Below are 14675 nucleotides of genomic sequence, written 5' to 3'. Positions count from 1 at the left end.
CTCTCTGAATGCGAAAATAAAATCCGTTCTACCACCAAGATTAAGATGCCGTTTTATTTACGGTTTTAATATAACACACCCTATTTATCATAGTCAATATTATCATTAAATACTTAATATATTTATTAATATTTATAATAAACGATAAGCAATTGGTTACGTATTTCTAAATATTTTGTTTTATAAACAAACTTATTGAGTGAATAACCACTTTGCCAAATAATAATAATAACGGATTATAGGTGCGTTCAAAATAGTGCTACTGCCGTATCTTGCAGTCTGTTTTAAATAGTGAATATCAGTCTACCAACAGTTGTTCTAAATATGTATAAATACCACCTATATCGCCCGCGTTTAAGTCTGAGAGGACCCATTCTTTCAAATATCCCTGCTCTGTCCGTATAGATATGTAAATACCTTCAGTTTCCACTTTCACCAGCAAAGAAAGCTCAATATCTACGCCTAATAAAACTCGTTCTTTGGTGCAATCCTCAGTATTCGCAGCCTTTACACACAAAATAGCAATATCCGTATAAGCGTTATATGCCATTTTACCCGCATTATATAACAGTTCCTGTAATCCATTGCTTGCATCCAAAGGGAGCGTATACTCCATATCATGCAACACTGCCGCGGACTGGTCCACCGCGATCCAGCTTTGGTATTCATCCCGGGCAAAGGCCCCTCTCAACTCATGCAAAAAATAAATAATGTCAATGCCCTTATCATAATAAATACAAATATGCGGAATGCGTGAATCCTCTATTGAGCTAGCCTCCTCCTGCGCCATAAAGAGCCCCTCCTCTTGCTGCCACCAGCGCAAATAGCAAGATGAAAAATTCAGTGATGGGGTGTGTCGTTGATTTTTAGAGATATAGACGACATGTTTTCCATACCGTGAAGCCAATTGTTCCACTTCCTGCAAGCTCACTGGCTCCATTTCCCCTAGCAAGACAATCGTATCTGTCAGGTCGCATACCCGTTGTCCACCTTCGAGCGCTGTATCCTGTTGTTCTCGCTCCCGCAGGATGGCTTGTTCGATGATCGCGGCAACTTTGTCGCCAGAGGGTTGAGCTTCACATTGGGTCTGAAAATAATAGGGTGCTTTCGAACTAATTGCACACTCCTCTATAAACACATAGGCGCGCCGTATCCAATCCGGATGTCCGTAACGCATTACGGGTAATTTAGTATCCTGTATCGGAAGATAGCTATACTTATGTAACATATGTTTTAGCTGTTCTATGGAAGGAACAGCTTTGGACTGCTGCAAAACTTTACATATGTGTGCTGTAATCAATGGAGTGGCATAGCTATTGCTGTTGGGACATTGTACAGCCTCTCCAGCTGCACCTACTAGTTCATGCTTGGCAAAAGCGATAAAATCGATACCGCTTGAGAATGCTAACTCAGCATCATATGTATATTGTCCTGCTGTGAGTATACCGCTATGATCGCAGCGCACACCAATCACATTGGCAAAGGAGGCCGGATAAGTAAGAAGTCCTCCGTTTTGTGCAGCACATACTATAATTAATCCCGCCATAGCTGCATCATTTACAGCCTCCCGCAGCATGCTTCGATCTCGATAATTTATACTCCCCAGGCTGATATTTGCTACCTGTACACCATGTTTTACACACCAATCCAGCGCAGCACAAAGCTGAGTTGCATTTCCTTTTCTATGGTTCATTATTTTTACACTGCTAATGATCGCATCTGGAAAATACGTTTGTACAATAGCTGCACATAGCGTACCGTGATTTAAGGTACGTCCATCTTCTACGTCTCCATGAGCTATTTCGACGTTATATAATAATTGGGTGTTTAAAAAGCCAGCATTAACCCCGTCGTCAATAATGGCTACATGAATCTTGCCATTCATGTTTTCTCCCCCTGTCTCTTCGGATTGTGGAATGAATCTCACGGCTCTGTTCCGTTCTATTAGAGTAAGCGGAGGGTGCCTCTGCGAACGATAGCGTTCGTCTGAAAGCACCCTCCTAATTTAGCAAACCATGTACATAATAGCTGGATCAGACTGCAATATTCACCTTCGTGCCTGCAGTCTTCGCCCCGTCTTTGGCCGAGTCCAGATAAGCATTGAGCTCTTGTTCAGTCCACACCCTGCCTGCCTCTGGATTTGCCTCCTGCTCTTCCTTAGGTTCAACCCGATCTGTAATCATCGGTTCGTTATTCACTGCTTCACTGATACGCTCATTAATATTCGCAGCGATTTCCATGATCTTTCCATTAAGTCCTTCTGCCTTTTCACGCAAAGACGCTGATTTTGCAGGGTTAGCGTTTTCCCACCCCTTAGCCTCGCTTCCCAATGTGATTTGTGCCGTTTTGGCTATTTTGGCACTCTTCAACTCATTGTTTGCAGATACAACACTATGCATTGTATAGGTGACCAATCTTTGCTGCTGCTCCTCAGCAGTCTTAGGCGTATATTCTTCCTTTCTACCTTTTTGAGCTTCTTTTTTACTCTCCTCATCCATGCCTAAAGCCTTTTTTTGCTCTTCCAGTGACTGCTTTTGAATGTTCTCGTCAATTTGCTGAATCTGCTTATCTATCTCTTCCATTTCAGCTTTTACAGCTTCTGGACCGAGACCACGCTTGAGCGCATTACTTAAATAGTCCGAACGCCTCTCCATCAAATTTTGCTTTTGTTCTGTCAATTGTTGAATAACCTTGTTTTGTGGCTTGCCTATACCCTTCTTTTCAGCCTGAGCGGAAAAGGGATGCCGTAGTTCAAGTCGGTTGTTATCTGCGGTGCGGAACGGCGATTGGTGAGATGATGTAAATGATACATTCATCCTAAAACCTCCAATTCTCTTCTAAATGAGGATTTTTTCAAAAATCGAGTAAGCGACTGAAATCGAATTTTGCAAAATCCTGAAATAAGTGATTCTAGAGGTATATCGGATATTTTTGTATGTTTTTGTATGTTTTATCATCATTTTCACAAATCCTTCATTCCTTTTCCACTGTTAAGCAGCCCTTTATCGTCTCATACAAACTGTTATATGTAAGCAACCCCCCTCCCACTATACGCTCTTCCGGAATTAGGATAGCAAAACTTTTTTCCACTTCAAATAATAGATATACCAGATCCCTGGGGAACAACCCCATATCAGGCCCCAGTAATGTAGCCTCTTTATTGATCTCGCCCGCTTTTATTTTAAAAAGCTTCCAAAATATATTTTCCAGTGTCATTCCTGTTCCCGTTACATCCTGAGTAAAGTTCATGTTCTTCCCTCCATTACAACTGAACTACATTATGATCAACCGAAAAATAATGTAAAATATTCTCCGTCAGCCTATTCATATCTTCATCGTTGGACAGATGGAGTACGGGCACGGAATAATTGGAAAATTCCTGTTTTTTCTCTTCCACGAAACGATGATCAACAGATGCATATTGCATATTGACCGTGGAAGAAGAGTAACTGTCGAATACATTGTTACATATGGCGTATCCCAATAAGGAAGAGGAAAAGCGGTTTTCCATGTACTGTTTCACATGCTCCAAATATTTTATATTGTATTCATCATAGTGAAGACAACAGATCAGTCCATCCGGTCTGACAGCACGGGATACCAAAAAAGAGGTTACTCCAAAATAATTCGTGAACGTATTGTTAAAAGGAACAATCCCACCTGGAATGCCCACGAGTATTAGATCAGGCTTTTCGCTCTGCTCTATTTTTTTCAAATACCGATTAAACATGATAATCTTCTGGGTTTCCGTCATACCGCTCTCAAACATAAACTGTGGAAAAGAATGTGCACCAATCAGCTCCCCGCATCCATTAGATGTGATTTGCAACACCCGATATCCTTGTGCTTCAAGCTTCTGCCGAAGGTTAAACTGTAAATTAAGCTTATGCGTTCGCTCGTTCAGCCCTAATACAAATAGAACCGGTGTAAAAAAATCATGAATAACAGAGCCCGGGTCAGGCGGTAAAATATCTTTCGTGCGTACATCAAATGTATTTTTTAAAATCAGCTTGTCCTCATGCTCCTCACAGGGTTCGATGAATTCCATACATGAGTCTGGCAAAGTGAAATTACACATGACTTTTTTGCCAAGTTGTCCAGCCTTCTTGATCACGGGAAGATACACCTCAGCTACATCCAGCTTGAAATTGGATTTCACCAGTAATATAGCATCACAACGCTCCATTTCTTGCTCCAAACAAGACTCTGGCTTCACGATGAAGCCTGTCACTTCCCCCTTGTCCGTTACACAGGCATCTTTCCCGATCATCCCCGACCCTTGAAAAGAAATAAGGACAACTTCCTCATAACTTCCTAATAGATTCAAGTTCCTAACTAGGGCTATCGTTTCATAATCAAACGGAAAAATGATTAATTTATTGGTCATGGAGACACCCCTCATGCTTTTTCAAAATCGAGAATCGTATCCTCGGAGAAATCATAGCCCAGCTCATTCATCATGCAATAATCAAGTAGGGTGTGCCGAATATCGTTTTTGACTACCGAACAATGACTCAGCTTCTTTTCCTTGGACAAGGTATGCAAATCATCTGCTACAGCAACACACAACGTACAAAAGCGGAAATTCCAACAGTTTTTACATGCATCCTCCGTGATTGTCCCTACATTCAAAATCCGGTTGATTTTATCCACTTCAAAGCCCGTGTCCACCGTTCCAATCTGCACCACTTCCGACTGCTCACTGACCCGTTCACATGGATACAGATTTCCATGCACATCCGCAAACAATCGCTGTACACCAGGCACACAGGGTCCGCCATGATGCGCCTCTATCGGCATCCCCGCAGAAGGCTTTCTATAATGAAACATTCGGAAATATATCTGAATATAATAGTCCTTAATCAGCTTCGAGACATGGCTTTCATCTACTCTCCCAAATTTGGAAAGCATCATTTTAACTACCTCATAGCCCCTCTGCTCAATAAATTCATTCCTGTACAAAATTTCATCCTTCACATAAGCATCGTTAATGTAGGAGGACCTTACACTGTACAGACTTTCGAAGGTTTCATAATTCGTATAAAAATCATTGATACAACCAAAATCATTACGGGTATCCAGCACCACATTAAAATTAATCCATTCAAAGAGGTCCGGGTAATTTCTCTTAATTTTATCTACATTGGCAATAATGGTATCAAAGGAGCCTCGTCCGTTAACAGCAAATCGTCTATTTCTATCATGATTCTCTTGATCTCCATCCAGACTGATCGTAAGTACAAAACGATGCTCATCCAGAAAGTCCAAAATATCGTCATTAAGTAGCGTACCGTTGGTCGTCAAATGAAAACCTACATCTCTATACGCCACCTGCTCCTTGATATATTCGACACATTTCTTGACCAACGGGAAATTAATGAGCGGCTCTCCCCCATAAAAACCGAAATCCAGACGGTCACTGTCTACTGATCTATCAATGACAAAATCAATACACTTGCGCGCTGTCTCAAAATCCATCATCAGATTCGTATGACCTCGATTGTCATATCCTCCTGAATAAACGCAGTAAGAGCATCTAAGATTACAATTTTGAGTTACCTGTAAGGTGAGGGTTTTCAGCTGATGCTGAAGCATATGCTCCAGGTGCTTTGTCTTGGGATGATTCATAATCTGCGGACGCTGTGAAGATAAAAATCCGTTATCCAACAAGTCACGGATATACTGCTGCAATTCCGGTGTAGCCTCCATCTGATCCAGGTTGAAGCTGGAATGCGAATTCAGAAAATGATAAGCCTCCTCTTTAATCCGCAAAATTAAATTAGTATTTACATCATATACATAATGGTGGAGTCTCGTTTGAAATGTGTATATAAAGGGTTGGCACATGTTCATGATTCACACCTACTCTGTTTTGATGTGGACAGAAGCCTGGAATGTCCAGGCTCCTCCATACAGGTATAAGCTTAATAATTACCAATTCCAGTTCCATTATCTCTGCGATAAGAACCGTCACTTTCTCGCGATGTATTGGAGCTTCGAGTCAGACTGCCTGCGCAATAACAGGAGCAAGGACAGTAACAGGAACAACCACAGCCAAATGCCTCAATCGTGTCGCCTACATTCGCGCTTCTTTTCACAAGCTTACGCATGTTAAACTACTCCTCCCATTCATGATATGATTTAAAAAGGTGTTCACCTATACTAATTCCGTACATGGTGTTAAATCACACTATGAATGCGTTTGTTTTTTTCATCATTTTATGGGGACCTCTTCTTTCTCTAATACCCATCCTCTGTATTCCGCATGACAGGTCATAAAATGGGAGTGTGATCCTATTTGGGCTGGTTCGCCGTTCTCCAACAAAATAACTCTATCGACATGCGCTAATATCTCGCTGCGATGTGTAACGATGATTACGGTCTTGTCACGCAATCGGGTCTTCAACAATCGCTGAACATTTAGCCTAGCTTCTGTGTCCAGATTGGAGGTCACCTCGTCGAGAATAAACAATGACGCTTCCCTGATCAATGCCCGGGCCATAGCAATTTTCTGTCTTTGCCCACCCGACAATCTGGAGCCGTTCGAGCCTATGGGGAAGTCATCTGCCGAGTTCTGAACCAATTCTTCCAGGCCAACCTCAGCGATAATGTCCTCTATTGCATCATTAGTGACTTCTGTGCCTATGCGGATGTTGCCAAAAATAGTAGTATCAAATAAATACACCTGCTGACTGACCAAAGCTATTTGACTTCGATACTCATCTATTTCATAGCTTTGGATGTCAATGCCGTCATAGGTGATTATCCCCTGATCAGGCTGGCTGAATCTCATCATCAAATCCAGCAGCGTAGACTTCCCTGCCCCATTTGCTCCAATGATAGCTACCTTTTCCCCTCGGGCAATCCTAAAGTTCACGTCGGATAGGACGGGTTCATCCTTGGTATAAGAAAAAGAAACATGATGAAATGCAATGTGATCTTCGAATGGCGGCTCAGTTAGTATAGACGCTGGGGTGACTGAATTAGATGTCTCTTCCTCTGCCCAGTCCAAGAACTGATAATATCGAATGGCGGAGGGAACGACTTCAGCCAGCATGTAGCCAATGTTTAAAATAGCGAAAACAGGAGTGGTAACATAAGCACTGTAAGAAACAAAGGCAAAAATCCCCCCTACAGTGAGCTGTAAACGAAAGATAAGATTAGCTCCCACAACGTACACAAGCATCATTAGAAGCTGAATTAAAATAGATTCCGAAGCGATATTCCAGGCGTCCAGAAGTGACAATTTCCGTTCTGAATCTACAATTCGACGCTGCTTGGTTGAGAACTGCTGATGCTTATGTGGAATAAGACCAAACATTCGCTGCTCCTTCATGCCCCCGACAGATTCCCCAAACCACTGGGCAAAATCACTACTGCCTTCAATAAAATCCCCTACCAGTTTTTTCCTACGCTTCACAAAGTACTTCACCACAACATATTTGATGGGTAAAAAAAGCAGCACGATTACAGTCATTTTCCAGTTAATGAGCAGCAAACCACATAAACCACCAATCATGCTGAACGCCTGCATAATTACAAAAAATACTCCACTATCTGTGATCCTTGATACATTGCCTACATCCGTGCCAATTTGGTTCAGCAACTCCGCTTCATTGGTTCGGTTAAAATAGCTCATTCGTACTCTTGTCAGATGTAAATACGCTTTTTCAAATAAAGTAAAGGTAACCTGTGCGCTTAAACCTGCCCGAAAGGTTTCTTTACACACATTCAGCAGCTTGTCCAAGCAAACGATTAAAAACGCAGCAGAAGTGTACAGGATTACAGCCTGCATATTCCCTTTCAGAAGACCTTGATCCACAATAACCTTGCTTGTTAAAGGCAATAATATATTCAAGCCCGCTGATAGGATGAGACATATCAAAATGATAGTGACCGTCTTCAGATAAGGCCTAAATGTTGCCGCCAGACGTTTATATACTATGGATTCTTTCATCCTTTTCCCCCTTTCATCAGATGTACCTTCTCCCCCTATTAACTAATTCCGTATCAGAATCAAAATCACCTTAAAACATCTTTTAACTGTTCTAGTAATTCCATATTTACGAGATTAAATATGATTTATGTCATTCTTGAAAATTGGAATTAATGTATATGATTGGCACATACAAAAATCACTTATTTTTTTATCCGTCCAAAGGGGGCTTGAACAAATGCCGACCACGATGGTTATCGACTGTTGCAAAGAGGATCAGTGCAGAGGTAGTTCCAGATGCTTTTACAGAAAAATTTGTGAACTTTATCTGAGCGAGGTATACCGTTTCTGTATGCATTTAGTCAAGAATCAGTCTTGCTTTACATTTATGGCAGAAGAATGTACACAAGATACTTTTGTAGCGGCAAGACAGCAACTGGTCAAGCTCAAACAACACCCCAATGTAAAAGGTTGGCTGTACCTCACGGCTAAAAATCTTATATATAAATCATTTAGGTGCTACTATACACAAAAAAAGCATGAAACTACGCTTGAATGTGAGAAGATCTGTAGTTATTCAAATTCGGTAGAGGAGGAGTGGGAAAATCGTAGATTGGGAGATGTGGATACGGTTATCGTTAATATACTAATGCAGCTTTCCAACAATGAATATACGCTCTATGAAGACTACTTTTGTCGACAACTGGCTGTGCCCTTCCTTGCTGTCAAATATAATATTTCGGTTACGGCTACAACGACTCGAATCTATAGACTGAAAAGAAAACTTCGTACATTGTCTCATCAATATTGTCTAACTCATATATAAATTTATCCATGAAAGCAAAAAAGCGGAGCCCCTCTTCCTAAGAGAAGCTCCGCTGTTCGTATTGTGACTATGAATTGTATTCACACTACACGATTACTTAATCCCCGAAATCGTATAGTTCTCAATAATATACTTTTGGAAAACAATGAAGATAATCATGATCGGAACGACCATGAAGGTCGAGCCTGCCATTTGAAGGGCAAATTGGCTTTCGTTCTGTCCCTTGAGCAGTGACAGTCCGACGGACAAGGTGTACAGCTTCTCATCGTTCGCAATAATGAGTGGCCACAAGAAGCTGTTCCATCCGCCGATGAAGGTCAGGATGGCCTGTACTGCGATAATTGGCGTCGAAATGGGCAGTACGATTTGTAAAAAAGTGCGGAACTCCCCTGCTCCATCCAGACGTGTCGCCTCCAGCAGTTCTTCCGGGATATCGGACATGAACTGCCGGAACAGGAAGATCGCGAACGCGCCTACCAATCCAGGCAGGACAATCCCCAGCATGGAATTGGTCAATCCCATCTGGTTCAGAATCAAATAGACGGGAATCATTGTCACTTGACCTGGAATCATCATCGTTGCCAGTACCAGATAGAACAGAAACCCTTTGCCTTTAAATTGGAATTTGGCAAAGCCATAACCCGCCATGGCATTCAGGAATAATCCGAAGAAGGAAGCTAAAACAATGATCAGCGTATTCGTCAGATAGGTTCCAAAAGCCATGCTATCGAATAGTAATTTAAAATTATCCAGTGTAAAATGCTGCGGCCAGATGGTCGGGGGAATTTGGGTTACCTCGCCCTCAGTCTTAAAGGAGGATAAAATCATCCACGCAAAAGGCAGCACCATCAACAGACCTCCCACGGTCAGGAGAGTCGCCACGAACCATTGAAATGTTTTTTCACCACTGCGCGTATTGGCGCGGGCTTGCTGAACAGCTGTTTTCACGTTCATCACCTCTCTCTATCAGGACTCCGCTTTATTTTGCAAACGGAACTGAATCAGCGTCACCGCAATGATTGCGAAGAACAGAATGAACGATCCCGCCGCGGCATACCCGAATTTACTAAATTGGAAGCCGTTATTGTAAATGAACAGGGATGCCGTCAGTGTGCCATCGAGCGGTTTCCCTTTGGTCATGACAAACGGTTCCTCGAAAAATTGCAGCCAGCCGATCATCGTTGTGATGGACACGAAGAAAATAGCGTAACGAAGCTGCGGAAGCGTAATATAACGAATTTGCTGCCATGTATTGGCACCGTCAAGCTGAGCCGCTTCATAATAAGAACCCGGAATCCCTTTAATAGCCGCAATAAAGATAATCATGTTTAAGCCGATGCCCCGCCAAACTGCTAACACAATTAACGAAACTTTCGCAACTGTTGGATCGGTCAACCATGGGACGGGACCTAAATTCATCAAACCAAGTACATAGTTGAATAATCCAAGCGTCGGATTATACAAGTAGCTCCAAACGACCGCGACCGCAACTACATTCGTTACGGACGGTAGATAGAACACGACGCGGAATACTTTGAACGCACGTGATTTACCCATGTTAATCAGAATCGCGATGCTAAGCGAAAATATCAGCACCAACGGAACACCTATGATGACGAAGAACAGGGTATTACCAAGGGACTTTATAAAGGAAGGGTCCAATAGTACGTTTGTATAATTTTCGAGACCTATAAAGCGAATACTATCATAATTAACGAGTCCGGACAGATCCATATCCGTGAAGCTGATCACGAGCGCCAGTAGTATCGGCAACAGCGAAAACAGCGTTAACAGGATGATGGAGGGACCGATAAACAAGTATGGCGCAAGCTTCTGCGAGCTTCCTTTCATGCCTTCACTCCCTTTGACAATGGCGGATATGGATCATTATTTTTTCATAATACTTGCAGCCTGCTGATTAAAGTCATCCATTTCCTTTTGTACATCGGCATGACCGCGGTAAATACGCTCGAAGCTCTTGATAAATTGTTGAGAAACCTCTTCCCATGCAGCCAGTTGCGGCAATGCTGCGGAATGATCTAGCTGTTTGCGAATCGTCCGAAGCATCGGATCACTCTTCAGTTTGGCATCTTCCCACGATTTAGTAGTCGCAGGCAAGTTACTGGACAGATCCATCCATTTCAGCTGCGTTTCTGGTTTGCTCATGTAAGCCAGGAATTTGGCTGACTCCTCTGGATGCTTGCTGAATTTCATAATTGAAAGGTTGGCACCACCCAAAACGGACAGGTTGTTTACTTTTCCAGGAAGCTCCGCTATATTCCACTTACCTTCCAGTTCTGGTGCCTTGCTCTTGATTTCTTTAATCATGAAAGGACCGCTGATAAACATTGGAACGATCCCCTCGCCTTGCAAACCTTGAACGGAGTCAATTCCAATATCCACTGCGTTAGAGCCATTTTGGAAAAAGGTATTTACATACTTCACAGCATCTACAAACGGTGGTTGGTTGAACAGCGGATTGCCCTGCTCGTCAACCAGTTTGGAACCGTTCTGGAGAGCAAACATAAAGCCCATAGACTGCTCCTTTGCACTAAAGGAGATACCATATTTGCCTTTGCCCCGAGCCGCCAGCTTTTGGGCAGCATCGGAAAGCTCTTCCCACGTTTTAGGTGCTTCATTATATCCGACTTGTTTCAGCAGGTCAGAACGGTAGAACAAAACTCTCGTTTCAGTGTACCAAGGCACACCGACCGGTTTTCCTTCAAATTTTGTCGTACCTACAGCACCCTCGAAGAAATTCTTCGATTCCAGCTCAGGATACTTGCTGATATAAGGGGTAATATCCGTCAATGCACCCGCAGACGCAAGTTCTGGAACCCATGATGTACCTAACTGAACCACGTCCGGACCGGATTTTGAAGCAACTGCTGTCAGCAGCTTATCGTGAGCGTTATCCCAAGGCAACGCCTGTACCTCAACATGAATATCCGGATTTTCCTTTTCAAAACCTTTCACAATTTCAGGCAGCAGCTTTCCTTCCGCTCCCATACCCCATAAGGTAATGGTCGTCTTGCCACTCGCATCTTTGCCAGACGAATCATCCTTGGACGAGCAGCCCACCAGCGCGCCCCCCAGTAATAAGGTACTTGCCAAAATGATCCCTAACGTTCTTTTCATCATACGAATTCCTCCCGAGATGACCGGTTTACCGATCATGCAATATGATAACGGATTCAAATACGAGGACTTTGCAAAAATTCAATAAGCAACTTCCAATGAACATTATATAGAACGAAATGGTTTAATTCGTCCATATATTGCACTTTGAAACGACAAGAATCGAATTTTGTAAAATCCTGATGCATGTAAATACCTAGCGATTAAAGCATACCGCTATAACACTTATGTTCAAAGCACAAGGACCATACCCCTCAATAGAAACGTTTCGATAGTCATTATAAAACAAATTGAAACCGTATTCAATAGGAATATTATTTTTTATTCACCTACAATTCCGACTTTTTTACATTTATATCATCTTTATTACGTTATTTATTCTATAAAAACTTCCCGAATTGGATTTGACTCTTCATTTGAAAGCGTATATAATCCAACTGAGTTCAACAATAGAAACGTTTCGATTAATAATACAACAGAATATTATGCTTCTATACTAGCTATTAGCCTGTTCAGTACTTTTTTGAATCAATTTTATCCAAAAAATCTCATGAATCTGAAAAAAAGAGCTGTCCACCAACAATACAGCTTATGGAGGATTATGATGGAACAACACCTGAATTCCTATTTAGAAAACATGACGCTTGAAGAAAAAGTCGATCAGCTACTACAGCTTGTAGGCGCCTTTTTTGAAGAAGCAGGAGCAGATAGTCAAATTACCGGACCTATGGCTTCGCTCGGCATCACAGAGAAAAATATCCACAACGTCGGTTCCGTGCTAGGCCTCGCAGGGGCTAAGGAAGCGATTCGTGTTCAACAGGCTCATTTGAGTAAAAATCGTCTGGGTATTCCGCTTTTAGTTATGGCAGATATTGTACATGGCTTCAAAACGATTTTCCCTATACCGCTGGCTATTGGTTGCTCATGGGATATGCGGCTGGCAGAAGAGAGCGCTACCATTGCTGCCCGCGAGGCGGCTGTATCCGGTGTTCACGTCACATTCGCCCCTATGGTCGATCTGGTGCGTGACCCACGCTGGGGCCGTGTGATGGAATCTACTGGGGAAGACCCTCATCTCAACAGTCAATTTGCCCGTGCGTTTGTGCGCGGATTTCAGGGTAAAGATCTGACGAACGATACCGACCGGGTGGCCGCATGCGTGAAGCATTTTGCCGCATATGGAGCTGGCGAAGGCGGACGGGATTACAACACTGTAGATGTATCCGCATGGCAGTTGCGAGAGTATTATCTTCCCTCCTATAAAGCTGCCTTAGATGAAGGCTGCGAAATGGTGATGACGTCCTTCAATACCGTAGAAGGCGTAGCCGCAACGGGCAATAAGCGCCTGATGCGTGATTTGCTTCGTGATGAATGGGGCTTTGATGGTGTACTCATCTCGGATTGGGCCGCCATCAAGGAGCTTATCCCTCACGGCATCGCCGAGGATGAGCGCGAGGCAGCGAAGAAAGCACTGCTGGCTGGCGTAGATATTGAAATGATGACCTCTTGCTATAACGGGCATCTGCCTGAGCTGGTTCGCAGCGGACAGCTGGATGAAACACTCATTGATGAAGCAGTAATGCGTATATTGAAGCTCAAGCAAAAGCTGGGCTTGTTCGAAAATCCGCTACGCGGCGCAGACCCTGAGCGTGAACGTGAAGTTGTGTTCTGTGAAGCTCATCGTACGGTTGCCAAAGAATTAGCTATTAAATCTTGCGTGTTGCTCAAAAATGATTCCGTTCTTCCATTAAATCGCAATCAACATATTGCGTTGATCGGGCCTTTTGCAGAGAACGGTGATATCCTGGGCTCTTGGTCGTGGAGCGGTTCGCAAGAGGAAGCTATTCGCGTTGTTGACGGGTTCCAATCGAAAATATCCTCCTCGCTGCTCACGGTTGCGACAGGTTGCTCTATCGACGATATAACTGAGGAGCAATATGCAGAAGCTCTGCAAGCTGCCAGCCAAGCAGAGGTTATCGTGTTGGCGCTTGGAGAGCGCTCGGATATGAGTGGTGAAGCAGGCAGCCGTTCCAATATTCGCCTACCACAAGCCCAGTTGGAATTGGTAAAGCGCCTGAAGACGCTGAACAAGCCTATGGTAGCCGTATTATTTAATGGTCGTCCGTTGGATCTGCACGGTGTTATTGAAGAAGCAGACGCTGTACTGGAAGCCTGGTTCCCTGGTGGCGAAGGCGGCGCGGCGATTGCCGATTTGTTGTACGGTGATGCCGAACCTACGGGTCGCCTGACCATGTCATTCCCGCAATCGGTCGGACAGGTGCCCGTGTACTACAATCATTTTAATACAGGACGCCCGCAGTTAGATCCGAATACAAAAGAACGTTATGTGTCTCAATATCTAGACGTACCGAACGAACCTTTATTCCCGTTTGGCTATGGACTGAGTTATACCGATGTCGCTTATGACAGCGTACAGCTTTCAGGCGATACCCTTATACCTGGTCAGGAACTGACCGTGAAAGTGCAGGTAACGAACACAGGAACACGTCCAGTCGAGGAAACCGTCCAGTTCTATGTTCGTGATATCAGCGGTGATACGGTTCGCCCAATGAAAGAACTGAAAGATTTCTGCAAAGTCCTTCTTGCCCCAGGCGAAAGCCGGGAAGTGGAATTTGCATTGACCGAGCCTCAGCTGCGCTATCATCATGCAGATTTGAGCTTCAGCAGTGACAGCGGTGAATTTGCCGTCTTTACAGGACCTAACAGCCGAGATACCAGCGAAAGCCGTTTTCGGTTAGTGAAATAAACAAGAAA

General features: G+C 43.4%; 12 protein-coding genes. 2 read left to right on the top strand and 10 right to left on the bottom strand.

Annotation, left to right across the window (positions count from 1 at the left end; all coding sequences use genetic code 11):
• Positions 1 to 298: 298 nt before the first annotated feature.
• From ACWA2B_RS19475 to ACWA2B_RS19445, 7 genes are all read right to left on the bottom strand, one after another.
• A complete protein-coding gene (locus tag ACWA2B_RS19475) occupies positions 299 to 1885 on the bottom strand; it encodes a S8 family serine peptidase (RefSeq protein WP_069010096.1) in 1587 nt (528 codons plus the stop codon).
• A 148-nt stretch (positions 1886 to 2033) separates the two neighbouring features.
• On the bottom strand, positions 2034 to 2816 hold the full coding sequence (locus ACWA2B_RS19470) for a muscle M-line assembly protein unc-89 Uncoordinated protein 89 (RefSeq protein WP_069010098.1): 783 nt from the start codon (positions 2814 to 2816) through the stop codon (positions 2034 to 2036).
• Positions 2817 to 2973: 157 nt separating this feature from the next.
• The gene (locus ACWA2B_RS19465) at positions 2974 to 3249 is read right to left on the bottom strand and encodes a peptide maturation system acyl carrier-related protein (RefSeq protein ID WP_069010100.1); all 276 of its coding nucleotides are present in this window, start codon (positions 3247 to 3249) and stop codon (positions 2974 to 2976) included.
• A 13-nt stretch (positions 3250 to 3262) separates the two neighbouring features.
• Positions 3263 to 4387, bottom strand: a complete 1125-nt coding sequence (locus tag ACWA2B_RS19460; RefSeq protein ID WP_449292527.1) for a TIGR04066 family peptide maturation system protein — start codon at positions 4385 to 4387, stop codon at positions 3263 to 3265.
• An 11-nt stretch (positions 4388 to 4398) separates the two neighbouring features.
• Complete coding sequence (ccpM, locus tag ACWA2B_RS19455; RefSeq protein WP_245231681.1) at positions 4399 to 5853, bottom strand: Cys-rich peptide radical SAM maturase CcpM; 1455 nt, start codon at positions 5851 to 5853, stop codon at positions 4399 to 4401.
• Between the two features lie 71 nt (positions 5854 to 5924).
• On the bottom strand, positions 5925 to 6110 hold the full coding sequence (locus ACWA2B_RS19450; protein ID WP_080710748.1) for a CLI_3235 family bacteriocin precursor: 186 nt from the start codon (positions 6108 to 6110) through the stop codon (positions 5925 to 5927).
• Between the two features lie 104 nt (positions 6111 to 6214).
• A complete protein-coding gene (locus ACWA2B_RS19445; RefSeq protein ID WP_318628193.1) occupies positions 6215 to 7957 on the bottom strand; it encodes an ABC transporter ATP-binding protein in 1743 nt (580 codons plus the stop codon).
• Between the two features lie 217 nt (positions 7958 to 8174).
• On the opposite strand from ACWA2B_RS19445, the gene ACWA2B_RS19440 reads away from it, so the two are divergent.
• On the top strand, positions 8175 to 8762 hold the full coding sequence (locus ACWA2B_RS19440; protein WP_039274262.1) for an RNA polymerase sigma factor: 588 nt from the start codon (positions 8175 to 8177) through the stop codon (positions 8760 to 8762).
• Between the two features lie 93 nt (positions 8763 to 8855).
• Here the strand turns inward: ACWA2B_RS19440 and ACWA2B_RS19435 are convergent, their stop codons facing one another.
• The 3 genes from ACWA2B_RS19435 to ACWA2B_RS19425 are packed head-to-tail and all read right to left on the bottom strand — an operon-like array spanning position 8856 to position 11903.
• Complete coding sequence (locus ACWA2B_RS19435; RefSeq protein ID WP_370682672.1) at positions 8856 to 9716, bottom strand: carbohydrate ABC transporter permease; 861 nt, start codon at positions 9714 to 9716, stop codon at positions 8856 to 8858.
• A 12-nt stretch (positions 9717 to 9728) separates the two neighbouring features.
• Positions 9729 to 10613 carry a carbohydrate ABC transporter permease gene (locus ACWA2B_RS19430; RefSeq protein ID WP_013308374.1) on the bottom strand — a complete coding sequence of 295 codons (885 nt, stop codon included), beginning with the start codon at positions 10611 to 10613 and terminating at the stop codon, positions 9729 to 9731.
• 36 nt (positions 10614 to 10649) lie between these two features.
• Positions 10650 to 11903: a sugar ABC transporter substrate-binding protein gene (locus ACWA2B_RS19425; protein WP_029516846.1), complete on the bottom strand. Its 1254-nt coding sequence runs from the start codon at positions 11901 to 11903 to the stop codon at positions 10650 to 10652.
• A gap of 601 nt (positions 11904 to 12504) precedes the next feature.
• On the opposite strand from ACWA2B_RS19425, the gene ACWA2B_RS19420 reads away from it, so the two are divergent.
• Positions 12505 to 14667, top strand: a complete 2163-nt coding sequence (locus tag ACWA2B_RS19420) for a glycoside hydrolase family 3 N-terminal domain-containing protein (RefSeq protein WP_449292535.1) — start codon at positions 12505 to 12507, stop codon at positions 14665 to 14667.
• The last annotated feature ends 8 nt before the right edge of the window (positions 14668 to 14675 follow it).

The sequence above is a fragment of the Paenibacillus sp. CMM36 genome (assembly GCF_053570945.1).
The sequence above is the reverse complement of the archived record's forward strand: the minus strand, read 5'-3'. Positions and strand labels throughout refer to the sequence as shown.